The 15,622-nt window shown below is 47.9% G+C and carries 18 protein-coding genes and 1 pseudogene; 17 read left to right on the forward strand and 2 right to left on the reverse strand.

The features are described from left to right. Nucleotides 1-40: 40 nt before the first annotated feature. From AB4124_RS29830 to AB4124_RS29865, 8 genes are all read left to right on the forward strand, one after another. Complete coding sequence (locus tag AB4124_RS29830) at nucleotides 41-1,792, forward strand: LytS/YhcK type 5TM receptor domain-containing protein (protein WP_441975068.1); 1,752 nt, start codon at nucleotides 41-43, stop codon at nucleotides 1,790-1,792. 19 nt (nucleotides 1,793-1,811) lie between these two features. Next, nucleotides 1,812-2,549: a LytR/AlgR family response regulator transcription factor gene (locus AB4124_RS29835; RefSeq protein WP_441975069.1), complete on the forward strand. Its 738-nt coding sequence runs from the start codon at nucleotides 1,812-1,814 to the stop codon at nucleotides 2,547-2,549. Between the two features lie 212 nt (nucleotides 2,550-2,761). After that, a complete protein-coding gene (locus AB4124_RS29840; RefSeq protein WP_441975070.1) occupies nucleotides 2,762-4,213 on the forward strand; it encodes a carbon starvation CstA family protein in 1,452 nt (483 codons plus the stop codon). 206 nt (nucleotides 4,214-4,419) lie between these two features. Then, complete coding sequence (locus tag AB4124_RS29845; RefSeq protein ID WP_430106683.1) at nucleotides 4,420-5,055, forward strand: hypothetical protein; 636 nt, start codon at nucleotides 4,420-4,422, stop codon at nucleotides 5,053-5,055. 22 nt (nucleotides 5,056-5,077) lie between these two features. Then, the gene (locus tag AB4124_RS29850) at nucleotides 5,078-5,608 is read left to right on the forward strand and encodes a MauE/DoxX family redox-associated membrane protein (protein WP_441975071.1); all 531 of its coding nucleotides are present in this window, start codon (nucleotides 5,078-5,080) and stop codon (nucleotides 5,606-5,608) included. A gap of 10 nt (nucleotides 5,609-5,618) precedes the next feature. Continuing rightward, nucleotides 5,619-6,158, forward strand: coding sequence for a methylamine dehydrogenase (locus tag AB4124_RS29855; RefSeq protein ID WP_441975072.1), 540 nt, complete (start codon nucleotides 5,619-5,621; stop codon nucleotides 6,156-6,158). Nucleotides 6,159-6,172: 14 nt separating this feature from the next. Continuing rightward, nucleotides 6,173-6,643: a hypothetical protein gene (locus tag AB4124_RS29860; RefSeq protein WP_430104659.1), complete on the forward strand. Its 471-nt coding sequence runs from the start codon at nucleotides 6,173-6,175 to the stop codon at nucleotides 6,641-6,643. 76 nt (nucleotides 6,644-6,719) lie between these two features. Beyond that, nucleotides 6,720-7,703, forward strand: a complete 984-nt coding sequence (locus tag AB4124_RS29865) for a helix-turn-helix transcriptional regulator (protein WP_441975073.1) — start codon at nucleotides 6,720-6,722, stop codon at nucleotides 7,701-7,703. Between the two features lie 93 nt (nucleotides 7,704-7,796). Here the strand turns inward: AB4124_RS29865 and AB4124_RS29870 are convergent. Both AB4124_RS29870 and AB4124_RS29875 read right to left on the reverse strand, forming a co-directional pair. Further along, a pseudogene (locus AB4124_RS29870) lies at nucleotides 7,797-8,980 on the reverse strand (MFS transporter). A 186-nt stretch (nucleotides 8,981-9,166) separates the two neighbouring features. Further along, nucleotides 9,167-9,598, reverse strand: a complete 432-nt coding sequence (locus AB4124_RS29875; RefSeq protein WP_441975074.1) for a hypothetical protein — start codon at nucleotides 9,596-9,598, stop codon at nucleotides 9,167-9,169. A gap of 61 nt (nucleotides 9,599-9,659) precedes the next feature. Here AB4124_RS29875 and AB4124_RS29880 point away from each other — a divergent pair, with 61 nt between their 5' ends. The 9 genes from AB4124_RS29880 to AB4124_RS29920 all read left to right on the forward strand — a co-directional run bounded on the left by AB4124_RS29880 (nucleotide 9,660) and on the right by AB4124_RS29920 (nucleotide 15,562). Further along, nucleotides 9,660-10,064: a NusG domain II-containing protein gene (locus tag AB4124_RS29880; RefSeq protein ID WP_441975075.1), complete on the forward strand. Its 405-nt coding sequence runs from the start codon at nucleotides 9,660-9,662 to the stop codon at nucleotides 10,062-10,064. Between the two features lie 199 nt (nucleotides 10,065-10,263). Continuing rightward, nucleotides 10,264-11,430, forward strand: coding sequence for a metallophosphoesterase (locus AB4124_RS29885; RefSeq protein WP_441975076.1), 1,167 nt, complete (start codon nucleotides 10,264-10,266; stop codon nucleotides 11,428-11,430). Between the two features lie 53 nt (nucleotides 11,431-11,483). After that, on the forward strand, nucleotides 11,484-11,609 hold the full coding sequence (locus AB4124_RS29890; protein ID WP_379413700.1) for a hypothetical protein: 126 nt from the start codon (nucleotides 11,484-11,486) through the stop codon (nucleotides 11,607-11,609). 7 nt (nucleotides 11,610-11,616) lie between these two features. After that, complete coding sequence (locus tag AB4124_RS29895) at nucleotides 11,617-12,243, forward strand: hypothetical protein (RefSeq protein ID WP_441975077.1); 627 nt, start codon at nucleotides 11,617-11,619, stop codon at nucleotides 12,241-12,243. A gap of 17 nt (nucleotides 12,244-12,260) precedes the next feature. Further along, the gene (locus AB4124_RS29900) at nucleotides 12,261-12,602 is read left to right on the forward strand and encodes a DUF3139 domain-containing protein (RefSeq protein WP_441975078.1); all 342 of its coding nucleotides are present in this window, start codon (nucleotides 12,261-12,263) and stop codon (nucleotides 12,600-12,602) included. A gap of 48 nt (nucleotides 12,603-12,650) precedes the next feature. Further along, nucleotides 12,651-13,196 (forward strand): GNAT family N-acetyltransferase, encoded by a 546-nt coding sequence (locus tag AB4124_RS29905; protein ID WP_441975079.1) that lies wholly within the window; start codon nucleotides 12,651-12,653, stop codon nucleotides 13,194-13,196. A gap of 133 nt (nucleotides 13,197-13,329) precedes the next feature. Then, nucleotides 13,330-13,974: a hypothetical protein gene (locus tag AB4124_RS29910; protein ID WP_441975080.1), complete on the forward strand. Its 645-nt coding sequence runs from the start codon at nucleotides 13,330-13,332 to the stop codon at nucleotides 13,972-13,974. 162 nt (nucleotides 13,975-14,136) lie between these two features. Further along, nucleotides 14,137-14,694, forward strand: a complete 558-nt coding sequence (locus AB4124_RS29915; protein ID WP_441975081.1) for a GNAT family N-acetyltransferase — start codon at nucleotides 14,137-14,139, stop codon at nucleotides 14,692-14,694. Nucleotides 14,695-14,815: 121 nt separating this feature from the next. Beyond that, nucleotides 14,816-15,562, forward strand: a complete 747-nt coding sequence (locus tag AB4124_RS29920; RefSeq protein ID WP_441975082.1) for a GNAT family N-acetyltransferase — start codon at nucleotides 14,816-14,818, stop codon at nucleotides 15,560-15,562. The last annotated feature ends 60 nt before the right edge of the window (nucleotides 15,563-15,622 follow it).

Raw genomic sequence — 15,622 nt, forward strand, 5'->3', positions numbered from 1 at the left:
TGACGAGTAACGATTCAAAGTCAGATTGCGGGGTGACGCCATGTTTGAACTGCTGATTACAATGACCGAGCGGATTGGAATTATTGTGACGATTGCATTTATCGTAACCCGGTTGAGGTTCTTCCGGACAATGATAAGCCAGGACAAGCTGGGGTCTGTACAACAGATACAAGCCATATTAGTCTTCGGGATTTTAGGTATTATCGGGACGTATACCGGTATTACGGTGAACACCGAATCACTTGAAGTCAACAAATGGATGATGCAAGTTTACGGAGACGAAGCGATTGCAAATTCAAGGGTTGTCGGTGTGGTCATGGCCGGATTATTCGGAGGCTGCAGAATCGGGCTCGGCGCAGGACTGATTGCAGGGCTTCACCGTTTTACATTAGGGGGATTTACGAGCTTGGCCTGTGGGCTCGCGACCATACTCGCAGGTCTTCTAGCCAGCTTGTTTCATAAGAAGAATGAGCAGGTTTCTTTCTCAGCTGCGCTTCTAATGGGGGCATTGGCAGAGTCCCTTCAAATGCTGATTATCCTGCTTTTATCCAGACCATTCGAACAGGCGATGTCCTTGGTCGGCTATATTGGAGTTCCGATGATTGTAGCTAACGGGATCGGTTGCGCTTTATTTCTTCTCATTATTCGATCCGTATTGAATGAAGAGGAGAAGGTAGCAGCTCAGCAGGCTCAAACTTCTCTTCGTATTGCCCGCAGAACCATTGGGTACATGCGTCAGGGGATGAATGTGCAATCCGCGGAAGCGGTATGCCGGATTCTTTACGAGGAAGTCAACGCCAGTGCGATTGCGATTACGAATGACCGGATGATTCTAGCCCATGTCGGGACGGGGGATGATCATCACGCGTCGGGCCGTCCGCTGCAGACGGAAGTGACTCGTCGGGTCATTGAACAAGGGGAGCAGCTGATCGCGGATCGGGCGCATATTCAGTGCCAGAAGCCGGATTGTCCGCTGGGAGCGGCTGTCATCGGGCCATTGAAACAGGGAGGAGTGACCGTGGGCACCCTCAAATTCTATTTTCGAAGTCCGAAGGACATTACCCACGTTACGACAGAATTAATGTCAGGTCTTACGATGCTGTTAAGCTACCAGCTGGAGGCCGCTCAATTGGAGGAAACCAAGGAACTTGCCAGGGAAGCTGAGATCAAGACGCTTCAAGCACAAATTCATCCGCACTTTTTGTTTAATGCATTAAACACCATCCTCTCCTTAACACGGATTGATGCGGAGAAGGCAAGAAAGCTGCTGCGGAGTCTATCGGACTATATTCGCCAGAATTTGACCGCCGCAACCGCCGAGAAGGCCACGCTCCAGGATGAACTGCAGCATATACGTTCTTATATGAGCATTGAACAAACCAGGTTCGAGGATAAGCTGCAAATTCAATTTGAGGTAGAGGATTCTGCGTTGCAGGCGCTTGTACCACCGCTGACCTTGCAGCCATTAATAGAGAACAGCATACGCCACGGTTTCAGGAACAAAACAGACCATTGTGTCATCATTATCCGCATTCAGGGTGATCCGACTAACGGTGTATTCGTTACGATCAAGGACAACGGAACGGGGATTTCGTCGGAACGGCTTCAGTTATTGGGTCGCCAAATGCTCGATTCTTCATCGGGTACGGGATTGGCTGTGTATAATGTGAACAGAAGATTGGCCTTGATGTATGGACCCCATGCATCATTAAACATCAATAGTGATGTAACAGTCGGGACAGAAATCCAATTTCAGATTCCCGCTGCCAATAACGTAAAACTCCATTCATAAAGGCAGGGATTTCTTAAACATGATCGAGCGCATTCGAACACTCATCGTGGATGATGAACGGTACAGCCGCGAAGAACTGATCTATTTATTGAAGCAGCATCCTACACTCGAGATCGTTGGGGAAGCGGATTCCGGGGAACAGGCGGTGTTAAAGACCATGCAGTTGAAGCCGGAAGCCGTATTTCTGGATATTGAAATGCCCTTAATGAACGGGCTTGAAACGGCGAGAGCCTTGAACGAGTTGAAGCTCCCTCCGAGAATCGTGTTTGCCACGGCGTATGCTCAATTCGGTGTAGAGGCCTTCCGGTTTGAAGCACTGGACTATCTGTTAAAACCCATAGACGAAGATCGGCTGGCGGAGACGGTGAGGCGCCTTGAGCAATCATTACGGAAGGAAGACTCTGCAGCACCTGGGTATTCAAAAGCTCCAGGCAAGCTGTCGCTGGATGTGGAGGGGGAAATCAAGTTTATAGACCCGAATGATATTATTTATATCTCACGGGAGGATGCATACTCCAAGATTGTCACAGCCGATAAGCAATATCATGTTAAAACGCCGCTCAAGGAGCTGGAATCGAAGCTTCGGCAGTATCCATTCTTCCGGATTCATAAAAGCTATGTGGTACATCTTGATTATGTAAAAAGCCTGGTTCCTTGGTTTAACGGCGCATTCCAGCTTGAGCTGAAGGGCTGCAGTGACAAACTAGCCGTAAGCCGAAATTATGCCAAGGCATTTCGAGAAGCTTTGGAGCTCTAGTAGTAACGTGGATGTGATGAGGATGTATGGAATGCTCATGTGTCGATGAAGGATTAATGAGAGCTTGATGAGAGAACCCCGTATATATGCATAATAACCTTAAATTTGAACATCTTAATGCGTCTAGACGACATGTTAGTTCAAAATCGCCCTATGACCTATATAATTTCTTATAATCAATGTAAGCGATTACAAGGAAAGGTGGCGAAGGCATGTATACCTTCATCATATCGATCATTCTGCTGGTTATTGGATATTTCACTTATGGAAAATACATTGAAAAAATGTTCGGAGTTAAAGAAGAACGTGCCACACCTGCTTATGTCAATCAGGACGGCGTCGATTATCTGCCCATGAGCACAAACAAAAACTCGCTGATTCAGCTCCTCAATATAGCCGGAGTGGGGCCCATTTTCGGACCCATTATGGGAGCGCTCTATGGACCAGTTGCTTTTATCTGGATTGTGCTGGGGTGTATTTTTGCCGGGGCTGTGCATGATTACCTGACGGGTATGATCTCCATCCGCAACCGCGGTGCGCATCTGCCGGAGCTTGCTGGCAAGTTTTTGGGTAAAGTGATGAAGCATGTTGTGAACGCTTTCGCGATTCTGCTGCTGGTCTTGGTAGGCACCGTCTTTGTGACCTCACCAGCCAGCCTGCTTCACAATCTGATGAACGGCAAGGTAAGCTTGTGGATCATCACCCTGTTTATTTTCGGCTACTACATTCTGGCTACGCTTCTGCCCATTGATAAAATCATTGGCCGCTTCTATCCGATATTCGGCGCACTGTTACTCATAGCATCTCTTGGTGTCGGCGGGATGCTGATTGTACAGCAGGTACCGATACCGGAATTGACCTTAGCCAATTTGCATCCGGATCATATGCCGATTTTCCCGCTTTTGTTTTTAACCATTACGTGCGGTGCTCTATCCGGATTCCATGCTACCCAGACGCCGATTATTTCTCGGACCACACAGACTGAGAAGCAGGGGCGGAAAATCTTCTATGGAATGATGATTGCAGAGGGAATCATTGCCATGGTATGGGCCGCAGCGGCGATGAGTTTGTTCCAGGGGCCCAATGGCTTGAACGAGCTTCTTGCCTCCGGCGGAACGGGTCTTGTCGTAAGCGAGGTGGCGAAGGTGACGTTAGGTGCCGTTATAGGCACGCTGGCTGTACTGGGAGTGATCGTTCTGCCGATTACCTCGGGGGATACCGCATTTCGGAGTGCACGCATGATCATTGCGGATTATATCAAGCTGCCACAATTCAGCATGAAGCGGCGCCTTATCATTGCCATTCCTTTGTTTGTCATTTCCATTGCATTAACGCAGATTGACTTTAATATTCTCTGGAGATACTTCTCCTGGGCGAACCAGGCCACCGCGGTTATTGCTCTGTTTGTCGGTGCGATGTACCTGTTCATTGCCCGTAAAAATTACTGGGTGGCGCTGATTCCCGGTGCGTTTATGCTCTACACAACGACGGTGTACATTCTGAATGCCCAGATCGGATTCAGGCAATCCATGAATGTTTCTTATATCGTGGGTGCTGTCATCAGTGTCATATTGGTCATTGTATTCTTTAAAGCGGCCCAAAAAGCACGCGCAGCCGAAATGCCGCTTGAGGTCGATATCTCGGATTATCATAAGGTCGCATAACGAAATCATGGAGCGTGCATGTATAAATCTAAACCGTCTATGGAGATTGTCCATGGACGGTTTCTTTTTTTCTCAATAAGATAGCCATGTAGCGGGCATATCCATCGCATATTTGTGTAAATAATCGACAGGCTGTCACTCATAAGATGAAGAAGTGAAGGGATCATTTCTAGGGATTGTTGGGGAGGTGGCATGACTTGCTGTCGATGTTGCTCTTTATATTTGCCGTCGGTGCTGCAGTGGCCAGCGTGGACACCACCTGTGGGCTGAATGTGTTAGGCAGTTTGGAGGGCACGAAGGTCAATAAATCCAAATATGCGCTGGTGTATATCGTGTCATGTACCCTGGGCGGCGCTATGACGGGACTGGCGATCGGTTTCATTAATTTTTTGCTGAAAATAACCCCTGTTGGTTTATATCAAAACTATATTATTGTCGTGCTGTTTGCCATACTCCTGGGCTTAGAGTTCATTCAGAAAACGGGGATTCTTCCATCCGGCAATTTCATCGTTCCCTCCGAATGGATCAAGCACGCAGGGTACCGCTCCGCGGCATTATGGGGCCAGATTCTGGGCTTGGGTTTCATCACATTGCAGGTGGGCGTCCTCTTTCACGCCTATATCCTGGTCTCCTTGTTCACCGCTCCATGGTGGCTGAGCCTGCTGGCAGGGGCAACGTTTGGAGTCGTTCGTGGTACGGTGTTCAGCCTCCCGCTGATCCGATCCATCGTGTACCGTATGCTTGAAAAGAGGGTACGCAACCTCACGCTTCTCACGGCCGTGCGGCAAACGGTATCCAAGCTGCTGATCATCGGTTCCATCATCTGGATCATCAGCTACTGAAGAGAAAGGAGCATACCGGTCCATGCATTACGATTTGCTCGCGATATCCGTTACTCTGCCCATGCTGTTGTCGGTGGTGAGCTTTGGCTGGAGCCGTGTATTCGGTGACCCGGATCTTTTCCCCGGAAGTGCCCGTCTGCATGTTCTGCTCACCCTGCTGCAAGTCCTATCAGTGACCTTGGTATATTGTTTTCCATCGCGGCTCAGCTTCTTGGGCATCTCTTTACTCTATTTCGTTCAGGGCTTGGGCGTCGCTTATTTCATCTGGAAAAAAGGAAGGGTGGACTGCGGCTGCCTCGGACCTCAGATCAACTCCAAGCTTGGCTTTCCATTGATTGGATTCAATCTGGTGATGGGTCTCATGGGATTGGCCTACAGCCATCCTGTCTGGTTTGCGCATAGTCATTCTTTCGCTGTTACCGGCCTGGTTATGGAGGGGATGATGCTGCTGTTATCGCTGTTTATCATCATAGGGGTTCCGGATGCGCTGCATGCAATCCGAATATACCGCGAGATTGCCGCACCTTATGTTTCCAAAATTAAAAAGTTGTAAGGAGGCCGCGATGAACACGTTCTTCTGGATCTCATATACCATGCTGTGGATTCTGGTCGTACCGTTGGTCATTCTGAATCTGGTCCTGTTCCGCCAGTTGGGGATTATGGTGATGGGGACTGCGAGAGGTGTGAATCGGTCCGGCATTCCGGTCGGCCAAAAAATACCTGGAGCCACAACGACGACCTTGCAAGGAGCCGAGTGGTCCACGAGCAATTTGATTGGCACGCCTTCCATCATGCTGTTTGGATCGCCGACGTGTAAGGAATGCGCCGATATTTTGCCGGATTTTAGGCGGATCGCCAGGATGAATAACGTAAAACCCATTCTTTTGTTATTCTCGTCCGTGGATTTAGCATCGGATTATGTCCGAAAAATAGCTTATGACGATGAGGTGCTGATCGTAAGTTCGGAGTTTGCGAATCATCTGGATGTGCAGGTCACCCCTTATGCCTATGCGGTGGATATGAACGGCGTTATCCGGCATAAGGGTTTGGTGAACAGCTGGGAACAACTTGAAGCGTACGCGAAAGCATCAAGGGCTTCTTAGGATGAGGTGAGATTATGTGGCGGAAGCCGGAGAACAAGGACGAAGAGACCCAGGTGTTGATCAGCCGGGTTACCCGGAAGATGAATCGGAAGTCGCTGCTGAATAAATTTGCGCAAAAAACGGCCGAGACGCTTGCCAAAGTATTGGTCCGGCCCGATGATGACGATATCGTCAAAATCTCGTTTGCTGCGGGGCCCTGCCGGCCTCCGCATGGACAATATTGCTCGGGCTGCGGCGCAGATGCTTCTTGTCCGTCCGATTATATCATTTGCACCCCCAAGACGGTGATTAACGATTGCCGAGGTCTATGTCCATACCCTTCCGGGTGGTGGTATACGAGCGATCCAGTGGGAAGCCGGGCCAAGTGTCAGGATTGCATCTCGCAATATGTGCACCCTTATATCGGCCGAGATTGGTGTTATCAGGGAGCCCAAGTCTATGGACGGTATGTAATCTGTGCATGCAGGTCAACGGAGCTGTATTGATAGAGGAAAAAGGTATGTGATTAATGCAGTTCATAATGAAATCAACATTGTAATCCAAGGTGGGGGGGTGCCCGGCATGCAGCCGGATTTTTCGGCAGCTTCACGCTGCTCGGAATCATTGCAGATGATCTATGATGCTTATTTTACCACTTTAAATATTCAAAAGTCCGGCAGCAATGCCTATATGCTCGCTCCATCTGCGGGAGAAGGCGGCTTCCACCGTTTGCGGACCTTTAGCGGCCTACAGATATGCTATTCGGATTATCAATATCATCGCCGGTTTACGAACCGGTTTCAATCGAAAGAGTCCATGGTCGAGATTCAGTTCAATTTTAGCGGAGAACGGCATTTCCATATTGGCGGAAAGGATCGCACCTTGGACCGTGGGACAAGCGCCCTGCTATTGATGGAGGATATTGACGTTCGCTTTACGCTGCCGAACCAAGAGCGGCATCAGTCTTTCTCGCTTGGCGTTCCTGTCTCCCTGTTTAATTTTGCGGTGGCCCAGGCTGCAGGGCGTGAAGAGAATCATTTCAGGAAGCTGCTGGACGTTTCCGAATTTCAAAAAATCCACTTGTCTTTCGGCTCCCCTGAACAAGAACTGGTCAAGAGATTGATTCATGATGTCTGTCAGCCCATGCGGTCCATGCTGCTTGTTGAAGGTACAGCTTATGAGCTGCTGGATCGAATGATCCAGCAGCTGTTCGGTCATGAATCCTTGCCTGAAGGGCTATCAGCGGCGGATGTACGCAAGCTAAGCCTCGCTCATGGGATTCTGGAGTCGAGATATGCTTCACCGCCTTCGTTGCTGGAGCTGGCCAAAGAAATTGGGCTGAATGATTATAAACTTAAGCTGGGCTTCAAGCAATGTTACGGGACAACCGTATTTGGGTTCATCCGGAAGGTCAGGATGGAGCGGGCGATGGAATTATTGCATAACGGGGAGGCTAACGTGACCGATGCAGCCTTGACCGTAGGTTATCGCAATGTGAGTGCATTCTCGCAGACATTTCGCCAAACTTATGGAGTCAGTCCTTCTGAAGTTAAGAAGTACTACTGATACGGAGATTTACACGAAATCGTTTAACTTTCTTGTGATCGAAATAAAAGGCATCCCCGTTTGGGGACGCCTTATTTTGTTTAAATCGTCGAATCAAGCATCATTCGCAGAGGGCTGATCCCGTGTTCCAAGCACAACCAATGCCATCAGAAGGACAATGATCCCGATCAGCGCAAAGGGGATATGTTTGTCCACTCGATAGAGGGTCGTGCTGAGAATCGGGGAGATCATGGCAGCAATGCCCTGAACGGCAGACACCAGACCGGCTACGCCGCCTTGCTGCTCGCGACTAACCGCAAGTGAAGCGCCTGCCATAAATCCAGGCATCATCAGTCCGGTGCCTACACCAAATAAGAAGAATGCGATGAAGTAGCTTATCAAGCTTCCGGTGATGAGCAGCAGCAGCATACTGGCCATAAGCAGTACTGCGCCGATCAGAATCATCGCTTTTGGAGACCATTTGAGTTTCTTCATCTGCAGGCCCTGCGTGACAATCATGGCGACTCCGCTAATCATTAAACTAAGGGAGATCATATGGGCTGTTTCCTGGGTCGTCAGCCCGAGCTGATCCTGATAATAAAACCCGCCGATGACTTGTACCGTAATGATGCCCAGCATGGTGGCCAGCCCGCAAATAAATAAAGACGAACTCTTTTTTGGAACGGATTCACACGGGGGGCCTTCTGCTGAATGACTGGTTTTGTGGCAGGGACAAGGTAAAGAACTGCAACTACAGCGATTACCGGCAGAAGGGCACCAGCATACAGCGGGGCGATCAGGCTGATGAGCGCAAACCCGCCGGCAATAGCAGGACCCAATACCAAGCCTAACCCGTTAGCCGCGCCAAGCAGTGCCATTCCGGCGGAGCGGCCTTTCTCGTCGGTCACATCGGCGATATACGCCTGAGCCGAAGAGGGAACAGCAGGAATAAAGAAACCCACCATAGCCCGCGTAATAATGAGCAGGAGGATAAGCAGCACACCGGAGATTCTATCATGAAGACCCAGGTACATAACCGCAGTGAATAACATATAACTGACGAACATGCCAATAAAACCAAATACAATGACAGGCTTCCTGCCCTTGGAATCACTTAAATTTCCCCATACCGGTCCCATGACGGCCATTGCGATGGAACCCAGGGATATGATCAAGCCGGAATGCGTCTCGCTTAATCCCAATTCCCTGATCAAGGGCGGCATAACGGGAGCGATGATCATTAATCCGACCATGGCGACAAATACGCTGAAGAACATGCCGATCCGGATTCTAGCCATTCTATTGTTTCCTCCTATCGTTCCGATTTGAAGCAACATTACGTTGTGAACATTGCTATTCATAAGCCTAAAGTATACTCGCGATTACTCGCTACCTGCTGGCGGATGAAGTTGTGGCGGAACGGATTATATTAACGGATAGAATGAATGGCGTTCCTATTCTTCTATGTATTGCTTATTGAGAAACTATAAGGCGGTTTTAGAAGTGGACGTAGACAATAATAGTTCAGGCAGCAGGTTCAGAAGCTTTACCAGCGTATGGGCATCTCCGTAGTTCCAGCGTTCTGCCTCCAACACATGAACAAGGCCGTTCCGGACAGCAGGCAGGTTGCCCCATAGCGAGGACTGCATCATAACTTCCGCAGTTTGCCTGGATACGGCATTGCCCGGAATAAGCATAAAGATACGGTCACCGGCGTAGAAGGGCAGTTCCTCAGTTGAAATTTCCTTATAACCCAACCCGTCGCTCAGCACCTTGCGAATAGGCTCCGTCGGTTGAAATCCACGCGCGTGATATAGACCTGTTGACAGACCGGACATTCCCATAACGAAGAGACGGGATTCATTTTTCGTTTGTACAAGCCGTATGGCGTAGTTGACGAATGTGACAAAATTCATTTCGATGGTTTCGCAGATCGTTCATACTTGGGTTCGAAGACTGTGCATGTCAGGAGGGAGCATGTTGTCCAGAATAAGACGCGGAGATATGATCCTGTTTGCCTTGATCCTGATCCTTGGCTCCTTCACGGGTCTGCAATGGTGGAAACACAGCCATGTGGATTACCAGCAGGGACAACTGCAGGCCTTGATTACGGTGAATGGCAAAGAATACGAAACCGTCCCGCTGACCGGGGACGAACGTATCATTGATATTAAGACCAAGTTTGGACACAACACGCTGAAAGTGTATGACTACGGGATCCAGATGATATACTCGGATGCCCCGAGGAGAATTGCACTGGATATGGGATTTATTTCGGAACCCTACCAGCAGATCATCTGCGTGCCGACTAGAGTCGTGGTCGAGGTGTTAGTCCCCGAACATGAACAGCGTGAGACGGAACTGGATGCTGTGGTAGGCTAAGTTCAGGGTACAAGAGGGTATGGTTATCATAAATTCCACTAAGAACCGGGGGTTTTTGCCGGTTCTTTTCGTTATGTTGGACATTGGCATGAATGTAAGGTTAGCGTAACTTTTTAGCTGAAAGGATAGTTATAATTAGAGAGGAAGTGAGGTTGTGCTACCACAATTTCCCGAAAAATAGGAACGAAGGAGGCTGAACATGCTTTCCATTATGAAAGGGCCGTACCTGCAAAACCCGACCGAGCACACCATGACCGTGATGTGGGAAACGTCTCTCCCTGCAACTTCCAGGGTAGATGTTCTGCTTGCTGAGAGAATACATAGCGGTCATCAAGGGAACTACAAGCAGCCTGTTGACCTATTCGGTACTTTCGCTAATGAGTCTCCAACACGGATACATCAAATAACGGTGGAGGGTCTCGAGCCCGGAACCACCTATTATTACAGGATCTACACCCAGCATGAATCCTATAAAATTGATTCGGGATTTTATATGTTCAAGACAGCAGCAGGACAAGGTGAGCCATTCTCTTTTACAGTGACCAGTGAAACCGGGGGTTACAGCGGGTTTGATTCGTCGGGAGGACGTATAAATCGGAGAATTTTCAACCGGATGAAGCAGTATCGACCCGATATCGCCTTGTTTGTAGGAGATGTCGTCCATGACGGGAAGCTTGCTGAGGATTGGGACAAGTATTTCTTTGGGCCTGGACGAGATTATTTTGTGGATACGCCTATCTACAGTTGCCTGGGGAATCATGAGGACAACGCGTCATGGTATTACGATCTGTTTGCTTTTCCCGAACCGAAGAATTTCTACGCATTTTATTACGGAGACGCTCATTTTATCTGCTTGGACAGCACGGATTTGATCAGAAAAGAAGATTATCCTTGCAGCTCCGGCGTAATGAGTCCGGGAAATGCGCAGTATGATTTCTTGGAACGCGAGCTCTCAACAAGCAATCGCAGGTGGAAAATTGTATATTTTCACTACCCGCCATATATTTCGGGCGGCTATCAAGTCGAGGATTTGCGGCAGCTTTGCCCGGTATTTGAACGGTATGGCGTGGATCTGGTTATCAACTCGCATACGATTGTATATGAGCGAAGCCACCCATTGACGCAAGGAACCGTGGATTACGACAACGGCATCGTGTACATCGTAGCAGGCGGCGCCGGAGCCATGCCGGGCTGGTTGCTGCCCAAGAGGGAATGGCATACTTCGCAGTCTTTGGCGGTGCCTCATTTTCTGCAAGTCGTTGTAACGTTGGATCGCTTGGAAGTGCGCGCCATCGATGATGAAGGGCGATTGTTTGATACGCTGCGAATACGAAAAAGCGCTGAAGGCAAGAGGGATTACATATAGAAGAGATATGGTTGAATGCAGGTCTCCAGTCCAAGCAGTAAGGTGGGGTGAAGATGGAAATGCTCGCATTGATATTGATAGTAGGCTTTTTATTCGTTGTGGTATATTTGAGGGCGATCTGGAACGTATTGCTGGAGATTCGAAACGAGTTAAGACAAGATAGCGACAGAGGGGCATGATTATATAATGAACGAGAAAAAAGACTACTCCCACGTATATTGGATCGGGGGGTCCCCCTGTTCAGGTAAATCCACGATTGCTGAAATGATCACGAAAGATTATGGCTACACCTATTATCAATGTGATCTGTTCAACGAGAAGCATGTGAACGCAAGCAATCCGTCTGAGTTTCCCACCATGTTCCGATTGAAGGATATGACCTGGAATGCGTTGTGGTCGCGACCTGTAGAGCAGCAGGTTCATGAAGAACTGGAGTTTTATCGCGAGGAATTCCGGATGATTGTGGATGATGTATCGGCCATGCCGGATACGAGCCCCATCATTGTGGAGGGTGCAGCGCTTTTGCCGGAAAAAGTAGCAGAGCTGGTATCCAGCCCTCATCAGGCGAACTGGGTCGTGCCGGTACCGGATTTCCAGAAGGAGCATTATGCGAAGCGGGAATGGATCCATGATATTCTGAATCAATGCGATGATCCTGATACCGCGTTCCAGAATTGGATGGGACGAGATATCGGCTTTGCAACATATGTGGCCAAGGACGCCATGGATCGGGGATTCAAGGTTATAATTGTGGACGGAAGCAGAAGCATTCAGGAGAACAACGAAGAGGTTAAACGGCATTTTAATCTATGAAAATAGCAGGGAATAAAATGAAGAAAATCAGAATTGCATTACTGGTATTGTTAGCTCTTGTACTTCTGTCTCCCTTTGTGTACGTGCAGGCGAATAAAATGATCTACGCTAAGAAGGTGAATACCTACCTGCTTGAAGAAGAACATTACAGCAAGGATGAGATACAGTCGGTAAAAGGCGTCTGGGGCGTTAAACTGCCTCCCTTTTATGTCGTCGTGGTGTTCAAGGACGAGCCTGATGTCGAATATATTTATTTTGCACATGATACGATTATGCAGTTCGAATACCGATTGACGCCTGAGGGGAAAGCCCGTGGAATTACCCAATCAAAGCTAAGGCATTATATCCCAAGGGACTAATATGGTATGATCTGATTTCAGTTTAAGCTGTTCAAGGGGGAGTTTTGCATGTCCATTACACTACAAACTTCGCGTCTGCAGTTGAAGAGCATGGATCGGGATCGGGCAGCGGATGTGGTGGATTTTATAGTCAAGAACGATGACCATTGGAAGGTATGGGAGCCCGCTAGAGAAGCTGAGTTCTATACCATCGATAAACAGGCGGAGATTCTGGCTGCGGAGAGTCGAAGCATAGCTGACGGATCTCTGTTTAAAGTGTGGCTGCATCAAGATGATGAAATCATCGGTTCGATTGCGATCAGCAATATCGTTCGAGGCGTCTTTCAATCGGCACATGTGGGATACAAGCTGGCACAGGCTCATACGGGGAAAGGATATATGACCGAAGCGCTAGGGGCCGTGGTCGCCTATTGTTTTGATACGTTGGAGCTGCACCGGTTGGAAGCTAACATCATGCCAAGAAACAAAGCTTCGTTGAATGTAGTGAGACGACTAGGCTTCTACGAAGAAGGACTGGCCATTAAATATCTGAAGATTAACGGCGTCTGGGAAGACCACCTACATATGGTTATCCGCAATGAACGCTTGGAGTAAACGCATGGAAACGATAGGTGTATACTTCAATGATTTATAAGACAAACCGATCATCAAGACTCAGACCTGAGATGGGAGCATTTGGGGCGCTGGGTCTTTCTCACAATTACGATAAGTTCAGGAGGTTATCGCTATGCCATGGCCTATGGTCCATTTTGCGGTTGCCCAGCAGTTGGGCGGACCGGAGCCGTCTCCGCATTTGCTGATCGGGAGCATCGCTCCGGATGCCATTCATGTTAGAGGCAAGATCACGAGAGAACAGAAAGGGATTACGCATCTGGTACATGACGGAAGGCCGCCTGACGCAAATCTCATTAAGGAGAATTATTTGCATTATCTAAATCTGAAGCCGGAGAAGGCATGGAAAGAATATATATACGGTTATTTTGCCCATATCTACACGGATTTACGGTGGGTTCAGACGTTGTACGCTGATTTTAAGGAAGAAAACATAGAGGACGAAGAAAACATAAGATATACATATAACCAAGAGGTCAGTCAGCTTGAATTCGAATTGAAGCGATCAGAGCATTGGACAGACTCCATTTTGAATAAACTTAAGGATTCGGCAGGATATTCCATACCTCTTTTTGTTGAAAAGTCAGAGGTGGAGCAGTACCGAACGCTCAAATTAGAGTGGCTATTGGATGTACGTAATGAGCCGAAGGTTGAGCTGATTTATTTTACCTTAGATAAAGTGGAAACGTTCATACAGGACACGGCTGCCGAGTTGAACACATTATTCATCCCATCGGGAATTCATGAACATGAAGGTTAAATTGAAAAGAAAATACAATTGCTTAGGGATATAAAAAAGTGAATTCCATTACCAACTATGAAGACAATCGAGGGGCAACACAGTCACGAGTACGGGCGATGTTATGAAACACACCAAAAACCTGTGTGTCAATTGTAATTGAAGATACAAGGAGGACTTTTCATGCTTCAAGTAGAAGTTAGGCGACCTAATCGCGGTGATATAGATGCCATGGAGGATTTTTTCAGGTTCGTGATTACCGATACTTTTGCCAAAGAAGGTTTATCAGATTTATCGGAGGACATGGAACAGGAGATCGACAGCAAAAATAGGTACTTGAACGCGGATTTTGATACGCACGGAGAGCAGAGATACTTTCTCATCGGACTACTAGACAACAACATTGTGAGCTGCATCGAGTTTGGACCATCCAATGCATTGATCCGGGAAGCTACTGATGGTGAATGGCGTGATGTGGTTGAAATCGGAACGGTATTTGTTGATCCTGATTACCAACAGCAAGGGATCGGAAGTCTAATGTTAAATGTCATGTATCTTACCCTTCTCAATAAAGGGATGACCGAATTTTGTTTGGATAGCGGATACTCCCAAGCACAGAAGATCTGGAAGAAGAAGTTAGGTGAACCCGATTATGTCCTTCAGGACCATTGGGGGAGCGGAGCAGACCATATGATATGGAAAAGAAGGCTCGCGGTTGTTCCTGTTCTGTTCAGATTATAGGCGGTTATTCGAACAGTCGAAGCCAGGTGGAAGTTCTGGTTGAAAGCAGATATTTTTATTTATTGAATAAAAATTCGTATTATCGTATATTTATTCCTATCATATTGTAGGAGTGGTATACGTGCATAAGAGAATCGAAGAGCTTACCTTAAACGCTTGGCCAGCGCTCCAAACCTTGACACATCATGGATGGCTGTTACGATTTGCAGACGGTTATACCAAGAGATCCAACTCCATTCATGCTCTCTATACGGAGCCTTCGATAGACCTTTATGGCCAGATTGAACAATGTGAGCGTTTATACGTGAAGGCCGGGCTTGACGTCATATTTAAAATGACACCATTCAATCCGCAGGAACTCGATCCTATTTTGGAATCCAGGGGTTATACCATACTTGATCCTACCAGCATTAGAGTGTTGGATCACCTGGATGATATTGAGTCGCCATCCCATAAGGAAGTTAAGATCGAAGAAAAGCTGACCGATGAATGGTTGGAAGTGCTCGGGGATATAACCGGAATTTCCGAGAGAAACAAGGCTGTGAAAAGAAAGCTGTTTAACTATTCCGTGATACCGTATGGATTCTTCATCCTATATGATCAAGCTGAACCTGTAGCATGCGGGATCGGAGCTTTGGAGCAGGGCTTTGTAGGAATATATGATCTGGTTACAGCTCCGGCATGTCGAAATCGCGGGTTTGGAAAACAGTTACTGTTACATATACTGCAGTGGGCCAAGAAGAATGGAGCCACGAGCAGCTATTTACAGGTGGTACAGAGTAATCTTGCTGCAAGCCGATTGTATGATCGTCTTCAGTACAAAGAGATTTATTCCTATTGGTACAGACACAAACGTATCGAAGGGTAAGCACATGCGACCCAAATCATGGATATTGATGAAGCCGCTGCTTATGTGAACAAGGGGTTA

It is taken from the genome of Paenibacillus sp. 2KB_20, from assembly GCF_052115765.1.
Taxonomy (GTDB): domain Bacteria; phylum Bacillota; class Bacilli; order Paenibacillales; family Paenibacillaceae; genus Paenibacillus_AQ.

Excerpts from the sequence above, each read along its gene's own strand:
- AB4124_RS29855 (WP_441975072.1), top strand. The coding sequence starts at position 5,619 with ATGAACACGTTCTTCTGGATCTCATATACCATGCTGTGGATTCTGGTC.
- AB4124_RS29900 (WP_441975078.1), top strand. The coding sequence starts at position 12,261 with ATGAAGAAAATCAGAATTGCATTACTGGTATTGTTAGCTCTTGTACTT.
- AB4124_RS29850 (WP_441975071.1), top strand. The coding sequence starts at position 5,078 with ATGCATTACGATTTGCTCGCGATATCCGTTACTCTGCCCATGCTGTTG.
- AB4124_RS29905 (WP_441975079.1), top strand. The coding sequence starts at position 12,651 with ATGTCCATTACACTACAAACTTCGCGTCTGCAGTTGAAGAGCATGGAT.
- AB4124_RS29880 (WP_441975075.1), top strand. The coding sequence starts at position 9,660 with ATGTTGTCCAGAATAAGACGCGGAGATATGATCCTGTTTGCCTTGATC.
- AB4124_RS29890 (WP_379413700.1), top strand. The coding sequence starts at position 11,484 with ATGGAAATGCTCGCATTGATATTGATAGTAGGCTTTTTATTCGTTGTG.
- AB4124_RS29865 (WP_441975073.1), top strand. The coding sequence starts at position 6,720 with ATGCAGCCGGATTTTTCGGCAGCTTCACGCTGCTCGGAATCATTGCAG.
- AB4124_RS29845 (WP_430106683.1), top strand. The coding sequence starts at position 4,420 with ATGTTGCTCTTTATATTTGCCGTCGGTGCTGCAGTGGCCAGCGTGGAC.
- AB4124_RS29885 (WP_441975076.1), top strand. The coding sequence starts at position 10,264 with ATGCTTTCCATTATGAAAGGGCCGTACCTGCAAAACCCGACCGAGCAC.
- AB4124_RS29860 (WP_430104659.1), top strand. The coding sequence starts at position 6,173 with ATGTGGCGGAAGCCGGAGAACAAGGACGAAGAGACCCAGGTGTTGATC.
- AB4124_RS29895 (WP_441975077.1), top strand. The coding sequence starts at position 11,617 with ATGAACGAGAAAAAAGACTACTCCCACGTATATTGGATCGGGGGGTCC.
- AB4124_RS29830 (WP_441975068.1), top strand. The coding sequence starts at position 41 with ATGTTTGAACTGCTGATTACAATGACCGAGCGGATTGGAATTATTGTG.
- AB4124_RS29875 (WP_441975074.1), bottom strand. The coding sequence starts at position 9,598 with ATGAATTTTGTCACATTCGTCAACTACGCCATACGGCTTGTACAAACG.
- AB4124_RS29840 (WP_441975070.1), top strand. The coding sequence starts at position 2,762 with ATGTATACCTTCATCATATCGATCATTCTGCTGGTTATTGGATATTTC.
- AB4124_RS29835 (WP_441975069.1), top strand. The coding sequence starts at position 1,812 with ATGATCGAGCGCATTCGAACACTCATCGTGGATGATGAACGGTACAGC.
- AB4124_RS29910 (WP_441975080.1), top strand. The coding sequence starts at position 13,330 with ATGCCATGGCCTATGGTCCATTTTGCGGTTGCCCAGCAGTTGGGCGGA.
- AB4124_RS29915 (WP_441975081.1), top strand. The coding sequence starts at position 14,137 with ATGCTTCAAGTAGAAGTTAGGCGACCTAATCGCGGTGATATAGATGCC.